18 protein-coding genes are annotated in these 21,443 nt (G+C 70.5%); 6 read left to right on the top strand and 12 right to left on the bottom strand.

What is annotated here, in order from left to right; all coding sequences use genetic code 11:
* Positions 1 to 99: 99 nt before the first annotated feature.
* A complete protein-coding gene (locus FJV46_RS11535; protein ID WP_087025641.1) occupies positions 100 to 1,863 on the top strand; it encodes a sensor histidine kinase in 1,764 nt (587 codons plus the stop codon).
* Positions 1,860 to 2,582, top strand: coding sequence for a response regulator (locus tag FJV46_RS11530; protein ID WP_087025638.1), 723 nt, complete (start codon positions 1,860 to 1,862; stop codon positions 2,580 to 2,582). Before FJV46_RS11535 ends, FJV46_RS11530 begins: the two co-directional genes overlap by 4 nt.
* A 10-nt stretch (positions 2,583 to 2,592) precedes the next feature.
* Here the strand turns inward: FJV46_RS11530 and FJV46_RS11525 are convergent, their stop codons facing one another.
* Positions 2,593 to 4,539 carry an AMP-binding protein gene (locus tag FJV46_RS11525; protein WP_087025635.1) on the bottom strand — a complete coding sequence of 649 codons (1,947 nt, stop codon included), beginning with the start codon at positions 4,537 to 4,539 and terminating at the stop codon, positions 2,593 to 2,595.
* Between the two features lie 206 nt (positions 4,540 to 4,745).
* On the opposite strand from FJV46_RS11525, the gene FJV46_RS11520 reads away from it, so the two are divergent.
* The 4 genes from FJV46_RS11520 to FJV46_RS11505 are packed head-to-tail and all read left to right on the top strand — an operon-like array spanning position 4,746 to position 9,107.
* A complete protein-coding gene (locus tag FJV46_RS11520) occupies positions 4,746 to 5,483 on the top strand; it encodes a GntR family transcriptional regulator (RefSeq protein ID WP_087025632.1) in 738 nt (245 codons plus the stop codon).
* Positions 5,476 to 6,996, top strand: a complete 1,521-nt coding sequence (locus tag FJV46_RS11515) for an MmgE/PrpD family protein (protein ID WP_087025630.1) — start codon at positions 5,476 to 5,478, stop codon at positions 6,994 to 6,996. The genes FJV46_RS11520 and FJV46_RS11515 overlap by 8 nt, the downstream gene beginning before the upstream one ends.
* 9 nt (positions 6,997 to 7,005) lie before the next feature.
* The gene (prpB, locus tag FJV46_RS11510) at positions 7,006 to 7,956 is read left to right on the top strand and encodes a methylisocitrate lyase (RefSeq protein WP_087025627.1); all 951 of its coding nucleotides are present in this window, start codon (positions 7,006 to 7,008) and stop codon (positions 7,954 to 7,956) included.
* On the top strand, positions 7,953 to 9,107 hold the full coding sequence (locus FJV46_RS11505) for a bifunctional 2-methylcitrate synthase/citrate synthase (RefSeq protein WP_087025625.1): 1,155 nt from the start codon (positions 7,953 to 7,955) through the stop codon (positions 9,105 to 9,107). Before prpB ends, FJV46_RS11505 begins: the two co-directional genes overlap by 4 nt.
* A 17-nt stretch (positions 9,108 to 9,124) precedes the next feature.
* On the opposite strand, the gene FJV46_RS11500 is transcribed toward FJV46_RS11505, so the two are convergent.
* The 11 genes from FJV46_RS11500 to FJV46_RS11450 all read right to left on the bottom strand — a co-directional run bounded on the left by FJV46_RS11500 (position 9,125) and on the right by FJV46_RS11450 (position 21,212).
* On the bottom strand, positions 9,125 to 9,667 hold the full coding sequence (locus FJV46_RS11500; protein WP_170212738.1) for an 8-oxo-dGTP diphosphatase: 543 nt from the start codon (positions 9,665 to 9,667) through the stop codon (positions 9,125 to 9,127).
* Between the two features lies 1 nt (position 9,668).
* Positions 9,669 to 10,691, bottom strand: coding sequence for a site-specific tyrosine recombinase XerD (gene xerD, locus FJV46_RS11495; protein WP_087025622.1), 1,023 nt, complete (start codon positions 10,689 to 10,691; stop codon positions 9,669 to 9,671).
* On the bottom strand, positions 10,631 to 11,317 hold the full coding sequence (locus FJV46_RS11490) for an NUDIX domain-containing protein (protein WP_232008623.1): 687 nt from the start codon (positions 11,315 to 11,317) through the stop codon (positions 10,631 to 10,633). Before FJV46_RS11490 ends, xerD begins: the two co-directional genes overlap by 61 nt.
* Positions 11,318 to 11,319: 2 nt before the next feature.
* Positions 11,320 to 13,020: a CTP synthase gene (gene pyrG / locus FJV46_RS11485; RefSeq protein ID WP_087025618.1), complete on the bottom strand. Its 1,701-nt coding sequence runs from the start codon at positions 13,018 to 13,020 to the stop codon at positions 11,320 to 11,322.
* Entirely contained in the window at positions 13,017 to 14,744 is a 1,728-nt protein-coding gene (gene recN, locus FJV46_RS11480; RefSeq protein WP_087025616.1) for a DNA repair protein RecN, read from the bottom strand. Before recN ends, pyrG begins: the two co-directional genes overlap by 4 nt.
* A complete protein-coding gene (locus tag FJV46_RS11475; RefSeq protein WP_087025613.1) occupies positions 14,741 to 15,667 on the bottom strand; it encodes an NAD kinase in 927 nt (308 codons plus the stop codon). Before FJV46_RS11475 ends, recN begins: the two co-directional genes overlap by 4 nt.
* Positions 15,660 to 16,511 carry a TlyA family RNA methyltransferase gene (locus FJV46_RS11470; protein ID WP_158250118.1) on the bottom strand — a complete coding sequence of 284 codons (852 nt, stop codon included), beginning with the start codon at positions 16,509 to 16,511 and terminating at the stop codon, positions 15,660 to 15,662. The genes FJV46_RS11475 and FJV46_RS11470 overlap by 8 nt, the downstream gene beginning before the upstream one ends.
* Positions 16,498 to 16,845 (bottom strand): hypothetical protein, encoded by a 348-nt coding sequence (locus FJV46_RS11465; RefSeq protein WP_126130566.1) that lies wholly within the window; start codon positions 16,843 to 16,845, stop codon positions 16,498 to 16,500. Before FJV46_RS11465 ends, FJV46_RS11470 begins: the two co-directional genes overlap by 14 nt.
* A 126-nt stretch (positions 16,846 to 16,971) precedes the next feature.
* A complete protein-coding gene (locus tag FJV46_RS11460; protein ID WP_179195182.1) occupies positions 16,972 to 17,958 on the bottom strand; it encodes an HAD-IIA family hydrolase in 987 nt (328 codons plus the stop codon).
* Positions 17,955 to 19,304, bottom strand: coding sequence for an ICP22 family protein (locus FJV46_RS15610; RefSeq protein WP_232008622.1), 1,350 nt, complete (start codon positions 19,302 to 19,304; stop codon positions 17,955 to 17,957). Before FJV46_RS15610 ends, FJV46_RS11460 begins: the two co-directional genes overlap by 4 nt.
* Before the next feature lie 1,176 nt (positions 19,305 to 20,480).
* The gene (locus tag FJV46_RS11450) at positions 20,481 to 21,212 is read right to left on the bottom strand and encodes a DinB family protein (protein WP_087025605.1); all 732 of its coding nucleotides are present in this window, start codon (positions 21,210 to 21,212) and stop codon (positions 20,481 to 20,483) included.
* Positions 21,213 to 21,443 lie beyond the last annotated feature (231 nt).

Raw genomic sequence — 21,443 nt, 5'->3', positions numbered from 1 at the left:
GCGGTCGAGTGACCCCGGTCACCCTTGCGTTCATACTGGTCGTGGCCGGCGGGAACGTCGTCCCGGCCCCCGTGAGCCCGGAAGGAGCAGGATCCGGTAGTGAGTCGATGGAGCCTCGCGCGGCAGTTCTTCGTGGCGCAGCTCGTCTTCATCCTGGTGCTCTCGGCGTCGCTGTCCGGGATCCTCTACGTCGATGCCGCTCGCGGTGTGAACAGCGCGACCGGCGAGCGGATGGTGGCGGTGGCGACCGCCATCGCGCTGGAGCCGGCGGTGCTCGAGGCCGTCCGGTCGCCGGACCCACCGGCGGAACTCCAGCCCTACGCGGTCGAGGTCATGGACCGCCTCGGCGTCGACTTCATCACCATCATGGCGCCCGATCGCACGCGGTACACGCACCGGAATCCCGAGCAGATCGGCAAGCCCTACATCGGCTCGGTCGCCGAGGCGCTCGCCGGCCGCACCCAGACCGAGACCTTCGCGGGAACGCTCGGGCCGTCCATCCGGTCGATCGTCCCCGTCGTCGACGACGCCGGGACGGTCCAGGCCATGGTGGCGGCGGGGATCACCGTGGACCGGGCCGGCATCGCCCGCGACGCCCGGTTGCCGATCGTCGCCGCCATCGCCCTCGGCGCCCTGCTCCTGGGTGCCCTGGCCTCCTACCTCCTCAGCCGGCGGCTCCGGGACGCCACCCTGGGGATGGGGCCGGCAGACCTCTCACGCACCTTCGTGTTCTACGACGCGGTTCTCCATTCGGTGCGCGAAGGCCTGCTGCTCACCGACGCCACCGGCCGCCTCGTGCTGTACAACGATCAGGCGGCGAAGCTGCTGGGGCTCAGCGGCTCGCCGCAGCCGGTCCCGGCAGCACGCCTCGCGGTGGCCCCGTCCCTGCGGGACCTCCTCGCCTCGGGCCGCAGGGCGCGTGACGAGGTACACCTCACCGACGAGCGTGTCCTCGTCGTGAACCAGGAGCCGGCTATCCCGCCGACGCCGGCGGGCCGGGCAGCCACGCCCCAACCGCCCCTCGGGACCGTCACGACCCTCCGGGACCACACCGACATCGAAGCACTGACCGGGCAGGTGGAGACGATGCGCACGCTCACCGATGCCCTGCGTGCGCAGACCCATGAGCATGCGAACCGGCTGCACACCATCGTCTCCCTCGTGGAACTCGGCAGGACCCGGGACGCCCTCGACTTCGCCACCCGGGACCTGCAGCAGGCGCAGCGGCTCACGGACACCGTGGTCGAGGCCGTCGAGGAGCCGTTCATCGCAGCCCTGCTCCTCGGGAAGGCCGCGCAGGCCAACGAGCGGGGCGTCGAGCTCGTGCCCGTGATCGAGCCGGATGCGCAGGCAGGACTCTTCGATCCGGTGGACCTCGTGACCATCATCGGCAACCTCCTCGACAACGCCATGGACGAGGCTGCGGCGGCGGCGACCGATCCGCTGGTGCGCCTGGGCGTGAGCCGGGTTATCGCCGGGGACGGGGCCTCGCACGTCCTGATCGTGGTCGAGGACAACGGCCACGGGCTGGCCGATTCCGACAAGGCACGGGTGTTCGAGACCGGCTACAGCACGAAGATGCAGCAGGAGCCGCAGCAGGAGGATCCGCAGGCGGCCCACGGGCCCGGGACACCGCAGGGTGGCCGCGGCTTCGGCCTGGCGCTGGTCCGCCAGGCGGTGCGTCGCCTCCACGGCACCGTGGAGGTCACCGATACTGACGACGGCGGCGCCCGCTTCGCCGTGCGATTGCCCTGTCCGGCGCACGAGGACGGCGGCAACGGGCCGGTCCACCCTGCGTCGCCCCGTCCGTTCGGCGCGCCCGGAGGGAAGCGGTCCGCAGCGCGGGACGAGGACGACGCATGAGCTCGATCCGCGTGCTGGTCGTGGAGGACGACCCCGTTGCGGCGGACGCACACGCCGAGTACGTGCGGCGAATCGACGGTTTCGAGGTGGCGGGCGTGGCCCGCAGCGGTGCTGAGCTCGCCTCCCTCCTGCGCCTCGCCGACGCACCGGGGGAACGGCGGGAGGCGGTCGCCGACCTGATCCTGCTCGACATGAACCTCCCCGACGCGCACGGACTGGACATCATCCGCAGGGTGCGCGGGCTCGGCCTGCCCGTGGACATCATCGCCATCACGGCCGTCCGCGATCTGCACGTGGTCCGGTCCGCGATCTCGTCCGGGATCGTGCAGTACCTCATCAAGCCGTTCACCTATTCGTCGTTCGCGGAGAAGCTGACGGCGTACCAGGACTTCCGCCGCACGCTCGTGGAGCAGGCCTCGGCCACCACGCAGGCGGAGGTGGACCAGGCGTTCGCGTCGCTCCGGCCCGTGACGGCGTCGAGCCTGCCGAAGGGACTCTCCGCCGAAACGCTCAGCGCCGTGTCCCGCCTCCTCAAGAACCAAGTGGCTCCGACCTCGGCCGTCGAGGTCTCGGAGGCCCTTTCGATGTCGAGGGTCACGGCGCGGAGGTACCTCGAGCACCTCGCCGACCAGCGATCCGTGCGGCGCACACCCCGCTACGGCACGCGCGGACGCCCCGAGTACGAGTACAGCTGGGCCCGGGAGTCCCGGCAGGACTGATCCGGCCCCGTCACCCGCGTTGTGCCGGACGCAGCAGCGGTTTCAACACGTCGAGGACGGAGGCATCCTCGATGGTGGACGGCACCGTGTACGGCTTCCCCGCCGCGATCTGACGCATGGTCTTGCGGAGGATCTTCCCCGATCGGGTCTTCGGCAGCGCCTCCACCACCGTCGCCGACCTGAAGTCGGCCACCGGCCCGATCCCGGCGCGCACCATCCGCACGAGGTCCGCCTCGAGCTCGGCAGGATCCGGATGCTCGCCTGCTTTCAGTACCACGTAGGCGCTGGCCCGCTGGCCCTTGAGCGGATCCTCCACTCCGAGGACCGCGCACTCGGCGACGGCCGGGTGCCCTGCGATCACCTGTTCGATCGCGCCGGTGGACAGGCGATGTCCGGCCACGTTGATGACGTCGTCGGTCCGCCCCATCACGAACACGTAGCCTTCCTCGTCCACGTAGCCGGAGTCGCCGCTCGTGTAGTACCCCTCGAACGTGCTGAGGTAGGAGTCCCGGTACCGCTCGTCGCTGCCCCACAGGGTGGTCAGTGCACCGGGCGGCAGCGGGAGGCGCAGCGCGATGCTGCCCTCGGTCCCGGCGGGAACCGGCGAACCCCCGTCGTCCAGGACCACGACGTCGTAACCGGGCGAGGGCAGGGACGGGGAGCCGGCTTTGAGCGGGAGGTCCCCGAGACCGCGGGGGCTCGCGCAGATGGGCCACCCCGTCTCGGTCTGCCACCAGTTGTCGACCACGGGCACCCCGAGGAGATCGCCGATCCACGCGGACGTCCCGGTGTCCAGCCTCTCCCCCGCCGAGAACAGGGTACGGAGGGAGGACAGATCGTGCCGTCGGATCGCCTCGCCCCGCGGGTCCACCCGGCGGATGGCCCGGAGTGCGGTCGGCGCCGTGAACAGCACGTTCACGCGGTGCTGGTCGATCAACCGCCCGAAGGCACCGGCGTCGGGTGTTCCGACGGGTTTGCCCTCGTAGAGCACGGTGGTGGCGCCTGCCAGGAGCGGGCCGTAGACGATGTACGAGTGCCCGACCACCCAGCCGACGTCGGAGGCCGTCAGCATGACGTCACCCGGACCGATGCCGTAGATCGACCGCATGGACCAGGCGAGGGCGACGGCGTGCCCTCCGTTGTCGCGCACCACTCCCTTCGGCGCACCCGTCGTCCCGGAGGTGTAGAGGATGTAGAGGGGGTCCGTTGCGACGACCTCGACCGGCGGGACCGCGACGGCGCGCCCCACGGCCTCGTCCCAGTCCACCCAGTGCGCCCCGGCCCGGTGACCGTCCGGCCCCGTGGAGTCGAATCCGTCCCGGTGCTTCACCATCACCGGGGTCAGCGCGCTGTCCGCGAGCGCGAGTGCCTCGCGGACAGCGGGCAGGTATTCGACCCGACGCCCGGGTTCGAGGCCGCCGGAGGCCGTGACGACGGCCGAGGGGCGCGCGTCCCGGATGCGCGCGGCGAGTTCGGCGGGCGCGAAGCCGCCGAAGACCACCGAGTGGACGGCGCCGAGCCGCGCGGTCGCGAGCATCGCGATCACCGCCTCGGGAATCATCGGGAGGTAGATGAGAACGCGGTCCCCCGCGCCGACGCCGAGGTCCGCGAGGGCGCCGGCCGCGACGGCGACCTCGTCCCGCAGGTCGGCATAGGTGTAGGTGCGGCTGAGACCAAGCATCGCGGAGTCGTACACCAGGGCGGTCCGGTCGCCGTGGCCGGCCTCGACATGACGGTCCAGGGCGTTGTAGCTCGTGTTCAGGGTGGCCGAGGGGAACCACCGGTGCAGCGGTGCCGCGGCGCTGTCGAGCGCCCGCTCCGGCTGCTGCGACCAGTCCACCGCCCGCGCCGCCTCCAGCCAGAAGGCCTCCGGGTCGGCGAGGCTGCGTGCGTGCAGGCTCCGGTAGTCGTCGGGTGAGAACGAACCGTCGTCGGCACTGTCTGGTCCTGTAGCCATGATCGCCCCTCGTCGCGCGTGATCGGTGACGAACAGTACCACGGCAATGGAAGGAACCGCATGACCCGCTGTATACAGCGGGGTACCGAACAAGGCCCATCTTGGCCGATCGGTTGCTCTCGCCGGGATCGGTGTATACATTGGGGTGACGTGGCGGGACATCCCGCGATGATTCTCCGCAGTGAGACGAAGGCCGAGGGGGCTGAATGCGCGCGAGCGACCATGCCCATGCGACCCTCCGCTGCGACATCATCGAGTGGCGGCTGGTCCCGGGCGACCTGCTGGCCGAGGTGGAGCAGTCGGCCCGTCTCGGCGTCTCACGGACGCCGCTGAGGGAAGCCCTCTCCCGCCTCGTGGCGGAGGGCCTCGCCGCTCCGCACTCCGGCCGCGGCGTCGTCGTCTCGGCCATCTCCCTCGAAGCCGTCGCAGACCTGTTCGAGGTACGCCTGCCACTGGAGTGCGCCGCCGTGCGGCTCGCCGTCGCGCGCAACCGGCCGGGAGCCTTCGCGGCGTTGGCGGAGGAGTTCGCGGAGGCCCCGCGACTCATCGACGGCGACGACGACGGCCAGAAGGGCTACTACGCCCTCGTGTCGCGCCTCGACCAGGAGATCGACGCTGCGGCAGCCAATCCATATCTGCTGCAGGCGCAGAAACCGATCCGGACCCACCTCGCCCGGGTGCGGCGGCTGGCGCGGGACAATCCCGCACGTCTGCTCGCCTCCGCCCGCGAGCACGAACAGATCGCCCTCGCGCTCGGAGCGGGTAACGCGGACCTCGCCGAGGCCGCCATGCGCGTCCATCTGCACAACAGCCTTCACCACCTGCTCTCCCAGCCCCTGGCGACACCCTCACGTACCACCGGTGCCGCCAGTGCCGCCGGCGCCACAGCTACCACCGATCCTCCGCCACTCGTCCCGAACCACCTTGAGGAACACCATGGTTGAACTGCATCCCGTCCGTGTCCACCGCAGCGAGGAGAACCTCCCGAAGGCCGGGCAGCTGGCCTGGAAGATCGCCGAGGTGGCGACCGACCCCGTGGACGTCACGCCGGAGGTGACGGACATGGTGATCAACAGGATCATCGACAACGCCTCGGTCGCCCTCGCCTCGCTGACCCGAGCCCCCGTCGCCGCCGCACGCGCCCAGGCCCTCAGCCACCCCGTCTCCTCGCACGGCGCCGGCGCCTCGGTCTTCGGTGTGGATACCGCGGTGTCCGCCGAGTGGGCCGCCTGGGCCAACGGGGTGGCAGTGCGGGAGCTCGACTACCACGACACGTTCCTGGCCGCCGACTACTCCCACCCCGGCGACAACATTCCGCCGGTCCTCGCCGCGGCCCAGCACACGGGGGCATCCGGCCACGATCTGGTCCGTGCGATCGCCACAGGCTACGAGATCCAGGTGGACCTCGTGAAGGCCATCTGCCTCCACGAGCACAAGATCGACCACGTGGCCCATCTCGGTCCGTCCGCCGCCGCCGGGATCGGCACCCTGCTCGGGCTCGCACCCGACGTCATCTTCCACGCCGTCGGTCAGGCCCTGCACACGACGACGGCGACGCGCCAGTCCCGCAAGGGCGAGATCTCGACGTGGAAGGCACATGCCCCTGCCTTCGCGGGCAAGATGGCCGTCGAGGCGGTCGACCGCGCCATGCGGGGCCAGACCTCGCCGACCCCGATCTACGAGGGCGAGGACGGCGTCATCGCCTGGCTGCTCGACGGACCGGAGGCCGCCTACGAAGTGCCGCTGCCGGCGCCGGGCGAGCCGAAGCGGGCAATCCTCGACACGTACACCAAGGAGCACTCCGCCGAGTACCAGGCGCAGGCATGGATCGACCTGGCGCGGCGCCTGCACGCTTCCCACCCCGAGGCGACAGACCCCGGGAATGTCGAGTCCGTGGTCATCCACACCTCGCACCACACCCACTACGTCATCGGGTCCGGCGCCAAGGATCCGCAGAAGTACGAGCCGACGGCCTCGCGCGAGACGCTGGACCATTCGATCCCGTACATCTTCACGGTGGCGCTGCAGGACGGTCGATGGCACCACGAGGACTCCTATGCTCCGGCGCGGGCGGCACGCCCCGACACGGTGGCCCTCTGGCACAAGGTCACCACGCTCGAGGACCCCGAGTGGACTCGGCGCTACCACTCGCTCGACATCGCCGAGAAGGCCTTCGGCGGCAGGGTCGAGATCACGCTGACGGACGGCACGGTGATCACGGACGAGATCGCCGTCGCCGACGCCCACCCCCTCGGTGCGCGCCCCTTCGCCCGCGCCGACTACATCGCCAAGCTGCGCATGCTCGCTGCGGGGGTCGTCGACGACGCAGAGCTCGATCGCTTCCTCACCGCCGTCGAGCAGTTGCCCGATCTCCCGGCCGGCTCCCTGGGACAGCTCAACATCGTCGCGCGCCCCGGCCTCATCGATGCGGCCGCTGCGCCGCAGGGACTGCTCTAGGGGCCCCGGATGCTGTACTCGAGCATTCCCCCGGAACAGAAGCGCAGGGCACTCCGGGAGGGTCTGGCCTCCGGCCGGCTTCAGCAGTTCCCCGGTGCCTTCAACCCGCTGTCCGCCCGCCTGATCGGCGACAAGGGCTTCGACGGCGTGTACATCTCGGGCGCCGTGATCGCAGCCGATCTCGGACTGCCGGACATCGGCCTGACCACCCTCACGGAGGTGGCACACCGTGCGGGGCAGATCGCCCGGATGACGGACCTGCCGTGCGTCGTCGACGCAGACACCGGCTTCGGTGAACCGATGAACGTCGCGCGCAGCGTGCAGGAGCTCGAGAACGCCGGGCTCGCAGGGTGCCACATCGAGGACCAGTTCAATCCCAAGCGGTGCGGACACCTGGACGGCAAGAACGTGGTGGACCTCGACACCGCCGTCAAGCGCATCCGGGCCGCCGCCGACGCCCGGCGTGATCCGGACTTCCTCATCATGGCCCGCACCGACATGCGCGGCACGGCGGGGCTCGAGGAGACACAGGAGCGGGCACGCGCTCTCGTGGAGGCCGGGGCGGACGCCATCTTCCCCGAGGCGATGCGGAACCTCGACGAGTTCCGGGCCATCCGCGACGCCGTCGACGTGCCGATCCTCGCGAACATGACGGAGTTCGGCAAGAGCGACCTGTTCACCGTGGACCAGCTGCAGGACGCCGGAGTGAGCATCGTCATCTACCCGGTCACCCTCCTGCGCAGTGCGATGGGCGCCGCCGAGCGTACGCTGGACTCGATCCGGCTCGAGGGAACGCAGGAGCCGGCCGTGGGAGAGATGCAGACGCGGAGCCGGCTGTACGAGCTCGTGGACTACGAGGGGTACAACCGGTTCGACGCGTCCGTGTTCAACTTCGAGGTACCGGACGGCCGCGTGCCGGACCGGCAGGCCGCAGCACCCGACCAGAAGGAGCAGCCGTGACAGAACCAGAGATCCACAAGGGCCTTGCAGGGGTCGTGGTGGACCACACCGCGATCTCCAAGGTCAATCCGGAGTCCAACTCCCTCCTCTACCGGGGCTACCCCGTGCAGGAACTCGCCGGCCACAGGGACATGGAGGACGTCGCGTACCTCCTGTGGCACGGCGAACTGCCGGACGCCGCTCAGCGCCGCGAGTTCGACGCGTTCGAGTGCGCCCACCGCGCCCTTCCGGAATACGTGATCGCTGCCATCGACCTGCTGCCGCTGACGGCGCATCCCATGGACGTGGCGCGGACAGCCGTCTCCGTCATGGGCGCCGCCCACCCGCTGGCGGGCGACAGCTCCGTCGGAGCCGACCTGGAGAAGGCGGCGACACTCTTCGCGGCCTTCCCCGCCGTCGTCGCCTACGACCAGCGACGCCGCCGCGGGCAGGAGCTCATCGGCCCGCGTGACGATCTGGGCTACTCGGCGAACTTCCTCTGGATGACCTTCGGCGAGGAAGCACCGGCGGAGGTGATCCATGCCTTCGACGTCTCGATGGTCCTCTACGCCGAGCACTCCTTCAACGCGTCGACCTTCACGGCGAGGGTCATCACCTCCACGCAGTCCGATCTCCACTCGGCGGTGACCGGTGCGATCGGCGCCCTCAAGGGAGCCCTGCACGGCGGCGCGAACGAGGCCGTCATGCACACCTTCGAGGAGATCGGCATCCGCGAGGACGAGACCGCCGAGGACGCCGCGGCCCGCGCGAAGACGTGGATGGAGGACGCCCTCGCCTCGAAGAAGAAGGTCATGGGCTTCGGGCACCGTGTCTACAAGAGCGGCGACTCCCGCGTGCCGACCATGAAGTCGGCGCTGGACGCGATGATCGACTACTTCGGCCGCAGCGAGATCCTGGGACTGTACGCCGGCCTCGAGACGGCGATGGATGAGGCCAAGGGCATCAAACCCAACCTGGACTATCCCGCGGGACCCACCTATCACCTCATGGGCTTCGACACCGAGATGTTCACGCCGCTGTTCATCGCGGCCCGCATCACGGGGTGGACCGCCCACATCATGGAGCAGGCGGCCTCGAACTCCCTGATCCGGCCGCTCAGCCTCTACAACGGGCCGGACGAGCGGCACGTCGGCTCCGTCACCCAGGGCTGACCCCGGCCCTGCCTCGCTCAGCGGTGGACGGCGGAGGCGACGTGCTCGTCGTCGTCGGCCATGACGATGTGCGCATCGACGCGGCGCCCGGCCAGGACCGCCGGGATCCAGTGCGGAGCGTCCTTCCACATGTCCGGCCACGGCAGGTCGTCGACGGCGTACCACCTCGGGTCGATCTCGTCGCTGGCAGCCGGAGGCTGTCCGACGTCGTCCGCGGTGAACAGGGTTGCAGCCATGTTCCACGCGGGGTGCGCGGGGAAGGACCACGAGATGCGTCCGGCCTCGCGCACGGCGGCCGGCACCAGCCGGATGCCGCTCTCCTCCTCGACCTCGCGGACCGCGGCGTCGAGCGCCGACTCGGGTCCGTCGATCTTCCCGCCGAGGGCGACGAGGCGGCCGGCACCGAAGCCCGTGCGCTTGAGCCCGAGCAGTACCTCGTGCCCGCCGGGACCCGGGCGGACGAGGAAGCAGAGGACCACCCGGCGGTAGGCGACGTCCTCCAGCACCAGCCATTCCTCCGGTGCCTGGGCGTCGTCGCTCCCGCCAGGAGGGTGAAGCACGTCAGGCCCGTGCCCGCGGGTGCGCCGCTGCGTAGACCTCGCGCAGCGTGTCGGCGGTGACGAGCGTGTACACCTGGGTGGTCGTGACCGACGCGTGTCCGAGGAGTTCCTGGACCACACGCACGTCAGCACCGCCCTCGAGGAGATGGGTCGCGAAGGAGTGCCGCAGCGTGTGCGGCGAGACCTCCCGCGTGACGCCGGCCCGCTCGGTCGCCGTCTTCAGGATGCTCCACGCGCTCTGCCGGCTCAGGCGTCCCCCGCGCATGTTGAGGAACAGGGCCGGGCTGCCCGTGCCCTTCGGGGCGAGCGAGGACCGGCCCCGCACGAGATAGGAGTCCACCGCCCTGGCCGCGTACGATCCCATGGGCACGAGGCGCTCCTTCGAGCCTTTTCCCGTCAGCCGGACGACGGCCGGACCGTCGAGAGCCTCGCTCACGGAGAGGTCGTCGACGTCCAGACCCACCGCCTCGCTGATCCGCGCACCCGTGGAATAGAGGAATTCGAGCAGCGCCCGGTCCCGCAGCCCTGCGGGCAGCGAGGTGTCGACCGTCCCGAGGATCCTCACGACGTCGGCCACCGGGATCGCCTTGGGCAGGCGTTGCCCGGTCATGGGTGGATGCACGTCCCGTGCAGGATCGCCCTCGGTGATGTCCTCGAGGGCCCAGAACCGGTGGAGTCCGCGGACGGCGACGATGGTCCGCGCGGCGGATCTCGGGCTGAGCGGGGAGTGCCCGTCCTCGCCCGAGACCACGGCCCGGGCAAAAGCGGAGACGTCGTGCCGGGTGATGTCCGTGGGGCTCCCGACGGCCCGGGCCGCGAGGAAGGCCTCGTACCGTCGCAGATCACGGCGATAGGCAGCGAGCGTGTTCGCGGACAGACCCCGCTCCACGGACATGTGCTGCAGATAGTCCCGGATGAGGGCCGACAGCGGCCCGTCCTCATCGACAGGAGCCGGCACGGTGCTCAGCTCTCGAGCACGGCGCCGCGCGGCCACGTCGAGTGCTGGCTCGGGTGCTCCGGCCATGGTGTCGTGGCGGGACGGAGGTCGATGAACCCGTTCTCCCGTGCGACGCGCGCCGCCAGGACGGCGGCGACCGCGGAGGGGCTGTGCATGCGGCCCTCCAGTGCTGCGCTCACGGCGTCGTCGAGGTCCACCCACGCCAGTTCGATCTCGGCCTCCTCGTGGGTGCGAGTGTGGCGCTCACCCTCGGGAACGTCCCCGACCCCGCGCGCGAGATAGACGCGCAGCGCCTCCGAGGACGAGCCCGGGGAGAGGAAGAGGTCCACGAGGACGTGCCACTGCCGCGCGGTGAGATCGGCCTCCTCGGCCAGCTCCCTCGCGGCGGCGTCGACGAAGTCCTCGCCCTCCTCGTCGAGCAGGCCGGCCGGGATCTCCCACAGCATCATCCGGACGGGGTGGCGGTACTGCCGGATGAGCAGCACCTGGCCGTCGTCGTTCAGGACGAGCACCGCCACGGCGCCGGGATGCTGGATGAAGTCCCGCGTGATCGCCTCGCCGTCGCCGGTCAGCCGGAACTGCTCGCTCACGACGTCCCAGACCCGGCCCTCGTAGACCGTGGTCGATTCCAGCAGCCGGCGAGGGCTCTGCTCGTCCCCGAAAGTGGCGTCGTCGGCCCCGGTCGCGCGCACGGTCAGACCTTCGCGCCGCGGCGCTCGAGCGCCGCCTTCACAAGGCCGGCGAAGAGCGGGTGCGGGCGAGTCGGCCGCGAGCTCAGCTCGGGGTGTGCCTGGGTCGAGACGTAGTACGGGTGGACGTCCTTCGGGAGTTCGGCGAACTCGACGAGCTTGCCGTCCGTCGTGGTCCCCGAGAACACGAGCCCGGCGTCGGCGATCTGGTCGCGGTACTCGTTGTTGACCTCGTAGCGGTGGCGGTGCCGTTCGAAGACCGTGGTCTTCCCGTAGGTTCCGGCGATGACCGACCCCTCCTGCAGCTTGGCCTCCCAGCGGCCCAGGCGCATCGTCCCGCCCATGTCGCCCTCACCGGCGACGATCTCGAGCTGCTCCGCCATGGTCGCGATGACCGGGTAGGTGGTGTCGGGCTCGAACTCGCTCGAGGAGGCGCCCTCCAGCCCGACGACGTTCCGCGCGTACTCGATGACCATGCACTGCAGACCGAGGCAGAGGCCGAGCGTGGGGATCCGGTTCTCACGGGCGAAGGTCAGCGCACCGAGCTTCCCCTCGAGGCCGCGGATACCGAAGCCGCCCGGGACGCAGACGGCGTCGACGCCGTCGAGCGCCTGCCTGGCGCCCTCGGGGGTCTGGCATTCGTCCGACGGGACCCATTTGATCGTGACCTTCGCCTTGTTCGCGAAGCCGCCTGCCCGCAGTGCCTCCGTGACCGAGAGGTAGGCGTCGGGGAGGTCGATGTACTTGCCCACGAGAGCGACCTCGACGTGGTGCTTGGGATTGTGCACGGCCTCGAGGAGCTTGTTCCACTTGGTCCAGTTGACGTCCTTGAACTTCAGGTCGAGGGCCTGGACGATGTAGGCGTCGAGTCCCTGGGCGTGGAGCGTCTTCGGGATGTCGTAGATGCTGGGTGCGTCCGCGGCATTCACCACGGCATCGACGTCGACGTCGCACATGCGGCCGATCTTCTCCCGCATGGCCGTGGGGACCTCGCGGTCGGAGCGGATGACGATGGCGTCCGGCTGGATGCCGATGGAGCGGAGCATCGCCACGGAGTGCTGTGTCGGTTTGGTCTTCAGCTCCTGGGACGGGCCGATGTAGGGCACGAGGGAGACGTGGAGGAAGAAGACGTTGTTCCTGCCGATGTCCTGCCGGACCTGCCGTGCGGATTCGAGGAAGGGCTGCGACTCGATGTCGCCGACCGTGCCGCCGATCTCGGTGATGATGACGTCGGGGGCCTTCTTCCCGGGCGTCGCCTCCGCGGGCAGGCGCATCCGGCGCTTGATCTCGTCGGTGATGTGCGGGATGACCTGGACGGTGTCACCGAGGTATTCGCCGCGACGCTCCTTGGCGATGACGGTCGAGTAGACCTGCCCGGTCGTCACGTTCGCCGACCCGTCGAGGTTCTCGTCGAGGAACCGCTCGTAGTGCCCGATGTCCAGGTCCGTCTCGGCGCCGTCGTCCGTGACGAACACCTCGCCGTGCTGGAAGGGATTCATCGTGCCGGGATCGACATTGAGGTAGGGATCAAGCTTCTGCATCGTCACGGAGAGGCCGCGCGCCCGGAGGAGGTGACCCAGGCTGGATGCCGTCAGTCCCTTGCCGAGTGAGGAGGCCACGCCGCCGGTCACGAAGATGTGCTTGGTCGTTGAGGACTTGAGGAACCGGGAATTTGTTTGCTGCGCCACGGAGTTCAAGGCTATCACCGAGCCGCGGTGCGGGCTGCATCCGCCAGGAGTTCCTCTGCGTGCGCCCTCGCCGACGCCGAATCCTCCTGGCCGGCCAGCATGCGCGCGAGCTCCCGGACGCGCTCGTCGTCCGGCAGCACCTCGACGTCGCTGGCCGTCACTCCCCCGCCCTCGCCGTCCCGCGAGACGTTCTTGGTGACGCGGATGTGGCGGGCGGCGAACGCGGCGACCTGGGGCAGGTGCGTGACCACGATGACCTGGACGTGCTCGGCCAGCATCGCGAGCCTCCGCCCGATCTCCACAGCCGCCTTCCCACCGACCCCGGCGTCCACCTCGTCGAACACGAAGGTGGGGACGGGGTCGACGGCGGCGAGGACCACCTCGATCGCGAGCATCACGCGGGAGAGCTCGCCGCCCGAGGCACCCTTGCCGAGTGCCCGGGGCGCGGAACCGGGGTGCGGCTGGAGGGCGAACGCGATGTCGTCGGCGCCGTGCACCGTCAGCGACTCGGCGGGTGCCACGTCGATGTGCAGGAGGGCGTCCGGCATCGCGAGGGCTGTCAGTTCGTCGCTCACCCGCGTCGCCAGGGTTTCGGCAGCCGATCGTCGAAGCGACGACAGAGTGTCGGCCAGCTCGTGCACCCGCGCGTCCAGTGCCTCGATGACGTCGTCGAGTTCCTCGACGCGCGAGGAGTCCCCACTGAGCTCCAGCAGTCGCTTGACGGCGTCCTCCTGCCATGCCAGGACCTCGTCGATCGACGGGGCGTACTTCCGCAGCAGGACGGAGAGGGCCGCCCGGCGCGCCTCGACCTCCTCGAGCCGTCCCGCGGCCTCGCCGTCGAGAGCGGTCCCGTATCCGGCGAGCTCGGCCGAGATGTCCGCGAGCAGGTACCCGACCTCCGCGAGCCGCTCGGCGAGCCTGCCGAGATCGGCGTCGTGCTCCGCCACGGCATCGAGCTGTCGCTTCGCCTCGTCGACGAGGGAGACGGCATCGGCATTGGCCCCGATGTCCTCGGACACGAGGGCCTGGTGCGCCACCACGGCTGCGGTCCGGAGCTCCTCGAGATTGCCGAGGCGCATCGACTCGGCCTTCAGGGCGGCGTCCTCTCCGGGCTGCGGGTCGAGGTCGCCGATCTCCGTCAGCGCCGCCTCGAGGCCTTCAGCTTCCCGGAGCCGCTCGCGCGCCTCGCTCCTCAGCCGGTCCCGTTCCGTGAGTGCGTCACGCCAGCGCCGGAAGGCGTCCTCGTACGCGCGCAGGGCCTCCTCGACGGGTTTCCCCCCGAACTTGTCCAGGGCCTGCCGCTGGGCCGGGGCACCCTTCAGCCGCAACTGGTCGGACTGTCCGTGCACGACGACGAGCTCGTCGCCCAGTTCAGCCAGGACACCGACCGGTGCGGCCCGTCCCCCGACGAAGGCCCGGCTCCGGCCCTCGCTCGTCACCGTGCGCGCGAGGATCAGTTCCGCGGCGCCGTCGTACTCCTCGAGCGACGCCCCCGCCTCGGCCGCGCGACGGGCGGCGGCGCTCCTCGGGTCGAGCCGCAGCACCGCTTCCGCGGACGCCGACTTCGCGCCCAGGCGGACCGCGCCGGCATCGGAGCGCGCCCCCCTCAGGAGCCCGAGCGCCGTGATGACCATCGTCTTGCCGGCCCCGGTCTCCCCGGTGACGACCGTCAGTCCGGGCCCCAGTTCGAGCGTCGCGTCGGTGATGACGCCGAGGTCGCGGATACGCATCTCCTCGATCATGACGGCGCTCCGTCCTGGTGGCGGAGCGGCCCGCGCCAACCGTGGATGGGCAACTCGAACTTCCGGACGAGACGCTCCGAGAACGGGGTCTGCCGTGTCCTGGCGAGCTTCACCGGGTGCGCGGACCGCCGCACCTCCACCCGGGCGCCGGGCGGCAGATCGATGCTGCGGCGGCCGTCACACCAGAGGACACCGGCCGCGTCGGTCCGGGTGAGCAGCTCCACCGCGAGCACGGACGTCGGGGCGACGACGAGGGGCTTGGCGAAGAGGGCGTGCGCGCTGATGGGCACCATGAGCAGCGCCTCGACCTCGGGCCAGACGATCGGGCCGCTGGCGGAGAAGGCGTAGGCCGTGGATCCGGTCGGGGTGGCCAGGACCACGCCGTCGCACCCGAAGGAACTCACGGGCCTGCCGTCCACCTCCATGACCACTTCGATCATGCGTTCGCGGTTGGCCTTCTCCACCGCGGCCTCGTTCAGCGCCCAGTTGGTGCCGAGCAGGGTGTCCCCGTGCCAGACGAGGACGTCGATGGTGGTGCGCTCCTCCACCGTGTAGCTGCGGTCGGCCACCCAGCGGACCGTCTCCTCCAGATCGGCCCGCTCGCTCTCCGCGAGGAATCCGACGTGGCCGAGGTTCACGCCCAGGAGGGGGATGTCGGCCTCCCGGACCAGTTCGGCCGCACGCAGGATGGTGCCGTCACCGCCGAGCACCATGACGAGTTCCACGTCGCCGAAGCCCACGCCGTCCCCCAGCACCTCTGCGGGTGCCGCCAGTTCCCCGTACTCGCCCTGGATGTCGGCGAGCTCCTCCGGACGCATCACGGGTTGCAGGCCCAGGTCGTGGAGGCGCGTACACGCCTCCTGGGCGGCGACCATCGCGTTCCGTCGGCCGGTGTGCGCGAGCACCAGAATTCGTCTACTCATCAAGCTCCGTCTGATCGGTGGGGCGGCCCGGCATCGGGAAGAGATGACTCTCGGCGAGCACCTGCTCCACGGCGAGGTCCCGCTCCTCTCCGATCCTAGGCATCAATTCTCCGCGGGGCACCTTTATCCACACGAAGTACTCCAGGTTGCCGTCCTGGCCCGGTAAGTCGCTCTGCGCGAGGCCGCGGGCCTCGAGCCCGAGCTCGAGTGCACTCCGCAGCACCCCTCCGACAGCGCGCCGACGCGCGTCCGTCGCGGTGACGATGCCCAGCCGATTGAGCCCGCTCCGTCCCACTTCGAACTGCGGCTTCACCATCAGCACCAGGTCCCCACCGTGCTCCGTGGCTCCTGCGAGGGCCGGGAGCACGAGCGTCAGGGAGATGAAGGAGAGGTCGGCGACCGTGAGCCGGACCGGCCCCCCGATGGCGGCGGGAACCAGATGGCGGACGTTCATGCCCTCGAAGACGAGGACGCGCGGATCCTCGCGGAGTTGCTGGACCAGCTGGCCGTGACCCACATCGACGGCCGCGACCTCGCGGGCGCCCCGCCGCAGCAGGACGTCGGTGAATCCACCGGTCGAGGCGCCGGCATCGAGGCACCGCTTGCCGAGGGGATCGATCGCGGGGAAAGCACGAAGAGCGCCGTCGAGCTTCGTGCCGGCCCGGCTCACCCATTCCTCGCCGCGCTCCTCGACCAGCAGGACGTCCGTCGGGAGGATCGGGGCAGAAGGCTTCCGGAGGACGGTGCCGCCGCGCAGCACGCGGCCCGCATCGATGAGCTGGGCGGCATGCGAGCGTGACCGTGCGAGTCCGCGCGCCACCAGTTCCTGGTCAAGCCGCGCCATGATCCCCTGCCCGGCGGGCGTCCTGCCCGGGGTTCAGCTCCCGGGCCAGCCGGTCGTGGACGTCCTGGTACAGGTCCGCGTGCGCGTCGATCGCATCGTCGTCGAGCGTGTCGAGGACATCGAGGATGCGGTCCACGCGGTCGTCGCCCGACGACGCTCCCCCGCCGCCTGCGCCGGCAGCGGCAGGAACTGCGGCTTCGTCGGGTTCCTGTGCGTCGTTCGGGTCGACGCGGCCGGTGCGGCCGGTGCGGCCGGTGGCCGAAGCGGACGGGCGCACGGAGGCCGGGGTCGCCCGCTCCGGGCCGCCGAGGGTCCCGCCGACCTGCTCACCCATGTCCATCGCCTCCTGCCTGTCGTCCTGCCGGGTCCTGCACGATCCTGCCGGGTCCTGCGCGGTCACTGGTCCTGCGCTGTGCGGGGCGTCCTGAGCCGTCGCTGGTGTCCGGCGCCGCTGCGCGCCCTAGGCGTCCGCGAACCGCACCTCTGGGGCCGAGCGGGGCGCCGTCGAGGGGTGTGCGGCCCACCAGGCCGCGCACGCGGCACGCCAGCTGTCGACGTCGTCCTCCCGCCCGCTCACGCTGATCACCGTCTCCCGGACCGTCGCCGTCGCAGCACCGGCCGAATATGTTGCGCCGTCCTGCGCCACGGACGGGTACTCCTCGTACAGCGCCCCGAGGGTCGGGATCAGGTAGGTGGGTCGCTGGTCGACGGGCGCGGCCAGTGCGGTACGGGGCGTATCCACACCGGTGAGGACGAGCGCCGTCGCCATGCCCGCACGGTTCCCGCCGAGGATGTCGGTGTCCAGCCTGTCCCCCACCACCAGCGCGTGGTCGACGCCCGAATGCCGGGCAGCGGTCGAGAACAGGACGGCACCGGGCTTGCCGGCGACGAGGGGTTCCATGCCGGTGGCCGCGGTGACGGCCGCGACGAGAGTCCCGTTGCCCGGTGCTATGCCACGTTCCTGCGGGATCGACATGTCGGTGTTGGTCGCCACCCACACGGCACCGGCGGCCACGGCATAGGCGGCCTCCGCGAGATCCTTCCACCCCAGGGTGGGCGAGAACCCCTGGATGACGGCGTCGGGCCCGTCCTCGGCCGAGTCGACGACGACGAGCCCCTGCGCACGCACCGCGTCCGCGAGTGTGTCACTGCCGACGACGAGGACCGTGGACGCCGGGGCGACCTGCCCCGCCAACAGTTCCGCTCCGGCCAGCGCGGACCCGAACACCTGGTCGGCCGTGGCGGGCGCTCCCAGCTCGCGCAGATGGGCAGCGACCTGTTCGGAGGACCTCGAGGCGTTGTTCGTCACGTAGGCAAGGCTCTTGCCCTCACCCTGCAGCCGGTCCAGCGCCTCGGTGGCACCGGGAATGGCATGCGGGCCGGCGTACACCACCCCGTCGAGATCCGCGAGCACGCCGTCATAGGCATCGATCAGGCGATTCCTCACGCGTCACGTCCGTCGGCGGCAGGGCCCTCGGTTCCGTGGTCGGCCGAGCCGTCCGAGTCATGCCCGCCACCACCGTCACCGACACCGTCGCCGGCTCCGTCGGGGGTTTCGTCGGTTCCGCCGCCGCCCGCGGGCGTAACGCCGAATTCCTCCATACTGAAGAGCATCTCCGTCTGCAGCCCCTCCTCCGGCGTGGTCGACGCGTCGGACGACACCTGCTCCGGCGGAGCAGCAGACGTGGACGGTGGGCGCGTCCTGTCGTCCGGCTCCTGCCCGTCGGACTCGTCGGACTCCTGCTCGGTGCCCGACGCTGCGGGGGTGACCTCATGACCGTCGGTCTCGAGATCGCGGATCTCCTCCGGCTGCCGCACCGCCGCCGACCCGGCGACCTCCTCGTCGTCCGCGGGCTGCCGGCCCTCACCGTGGCGCGCGAGGTCGTCCTCCAGATCGAGGGACACATCCCCGATCGCATCCGCCTCGATCATGACGTCGGCCTCTGTCCCGGGATCGTTCAGATCGTCGTCGGCCTGGTCGTCAGCCTCGGACGCACCGTCCCGGGGCGACGCCGCGACGTCGGCAGACGCGACGTCGGAAGGTGCGACGTCGGAAGGTGCACTCGCTGATACCTCGGCTGACGCGGCATCCGAGGAAAGGGTTGCGGCCTGGGGCGCGGGCCTGCCCAGGAGATCGGTGACCTTGGGCACCGGTACCGGAGCGGGATCGTCGTCCTCGCCGAGGTCGATGATGTCCGGCTCCAGGTCGTCGTCGAGTCCGAGCGCCTTGTCGGCCACCGCGGCCTGGCGACGCCAGGTGTCCGATTCAGTTGACCGTCCTGCGGCGTCGAGCGCATCCGCGTACGCGCGGAACAACCGCGGGCTGAAGGAGAAGGCCCGGTGGAGGTCCAGCTGCGGGATCTCCAGCGCGGAGACTGCGGCCTCCACCTGCCCGAGATCCGCACGGGCACCGGACACCACCATGGCGAGTTCCGCCTTCCCGGCAGCGTCCAGGGTCTCCGCCTCCTCGCTCCGGGCGAGATCGAGCGCGCGATCGGGCCTGCCGAGCCCCCGCTCGCAGTCCGCCATGACGGGAAGATGCACATTCGAACCACTGATACGACGGAAGGTCCGGAACTCCCGGAGCGCCTCCCCGTAGTGGCCCGCTGCGTACGCCGTGACACCGACGGCTTCACGGACCGCAGCGAGGCGACCACCGCGGCGGCTCGCCGCCAGGGCATGCTGGAAGGCCTCCTCCGGGTCGATCTCGATCAGGCGGCCCGCCATCACAAGGTGCTTGGCAACCCACAACGCGCTCCGCTCCTCGAGATTGCGTACCTGCGCCCGGGTCACGCGATCGAGCTCATCTCCCTTGACGTCGTCGTCAATCTCGGGAGACCGCTCACGATCCGGTCGGTTCGCGCTCCGGAGGTCGCGGGCGTTGTGCGGGCGGGGGCCCGACGACGCCTCCTCGGCCCGGCCGCCCCGACGGTCGAAGCTGCGCGAGCCGTCCTGCGGCCCGCGATCCTGCCGGTCCGATGGCCGGCGGTAGGGCCCACGCTCGGAGGGCCGCCGGTCGGCGCCCGAGAAGCGGTCGGAAGAACGATCGGCCGAACGGTCCGAGGACGACCGAGCCTGGTACGGGCGTTCCGCCCCTCCAGCCCTGCGATCAGGTGCGCCACCACTGCGGCCACCCGACCGCGGCTGCCGGTCGGCAGCCGATCCCGACGAAGCGCCACCCCTCGACGCGGAATTCCGCAGGTGCGCTCCCCGATCGGACTCCCCGCCACGATCTGGCCGGCCGAAGGAGGTCCCGCTCCGGGACCCGCCGCCCTGGGACGTCCTGCCGTCCGGTTTATCCTGCCGGCGGTCGCCCCCGCGTGCGGCGCGATCGGCGTCGCGCCCGCGGGTGTCCTTTTGTGGCCCGGCCTCACCTTCCGTACGGCGGTCTTCGGAGCGGCCACTGCGATCGGCATCCGCACGCTCGGTTCCGCGGTCGCGTCCCTCACCCGACGGCCCTGCGGATTCTCCGCCGGAACGCCCGTCACGATCGCCGGTGCTCCTGGTAGGGCGCGATGCGCCTGCTGCACCGTCCGCGGTGCGCCCGCCCTTCGAACCCCAGGCGTGGCGCGTGGATCGAGCTGATCCGCCCTGGCGAAGCTCTCCTGCGGCATCCGACGGACGGGACTCCCCGTCGTTTCCAGCGGTGTGCTCCTGCTCAGTCATGGCAGCGCGGTCCTCTCGTCAGGTGCCGGCGAGGGTGCCACCGGCGGATCTCTATTGTTCTGTGGGTACTACCCATCTATGGAACCACGAACACCGTATCGAGGTGTCATCGCCTCGAGGTGGCCTGAACCACACCGGCGGGCATCGGTGGCAGAGCTATGGACGCCAGAGCCCATCGAAGGTAGAACCCAGGAGAGGCTTTCGCAGGTCGCGGTGGTTGGTGGGAGGGCACGAAGTTCTCTCCCGCCCTCAGCCCTCCAGTCCTTCATCGCTAAAGTCCGTCGTCGCTCAAGTCCGTCATCTTTACTGCAGGAGGGCAAGATCCCGGCGCACGTAGCGCAGGTGGGCCCACTCCTCTTCGAGGATCACGCGAATGCAGTCGCCGACGCTCGGGCGCCAGTCCTCACCGCCCCAAGGATCCGCGCGGTCCTCCGCGAGCACCTCGGCGGTCACTGTCCGCAGGAACCCGGTGACCTGCTGCTGGCGCTCGGCTCGTACCGCCAGGACTTCCTCGAAATCCGGTGCAGCTACGCTGAAGATCGACAGATCGAAGCCCATCTCCCCGGCTCCGGTGAAGATCTGACCGATCTTGTGGAACGGCTGCTCCCGGCCGTGGACACCGCGTCCGAGCCAGGCATCGGTCGCCAGGATGAGGTGCCGCAGGGTCTGGGCCAAGGACCACTCGTCGTCCCTGTGCGCGTCGACGAGATCTGGCGGGGTCTCCGCCACGAGGCGTTCCCATGCTGCCTGGACAGCAACCCAGCCGTTCCGCAGCCCGGAGGGTGTCTGCGCCTTCTGGAGTTCGCGCCCCGGGAACCGTCGATTCAACTCCGCGTCCACGAGCGGGACCACGTCCACTCCGTTCACCACGAGGCTACCCAAGAACAGGTCGTGGCTGTCGATGTCGAGCCCGTCCACATCGACCCCGCGCATCGTCACGCCGCTGACGTCCGAGAAACGCAGTGTCGCACCTCTGACACTGGCTCTGATCAGGGTTGCGCCTTCGAAGTCCCTGACACCGGTGTGGATGGTCATGCGCCCAAGTATGGATGCAGCGGAGCGGGTGGCGCCAGGGTGCCGGGCCGGGCGGTTGTGGCGCGGGCCGGCGCCGGGCCTGCCGGTCTGGCCAGGGCCGCGCCGGGTGGGTGGTTAAAGGGGTGAGGCCCCGCACCTGGTGGTGTGGGGCCTCAGCCTAATGGTTGTCCGGCGGTGTCCTACTCTCCCACACTCTCTCGGGTGCAGTACCATCGGCGCTGTGGGTCTTAG

The sequence above is a fragment of the Arthrobacter agilis genome, from assembly GCF_006494655.1.
Classification (GTDB): domain Bacteria; phylum Actinomycetota; class Actinomycetes; order Actinomycetales; family Micrococcaceae; genus Arthrobacter_D; species Arthrobacter_D agilis.
The sequence above is the reverse complement of the archived record's forward strand: the minus strand, read 5'-3'. Positions and strand labels throughout refer to the sequence as shown.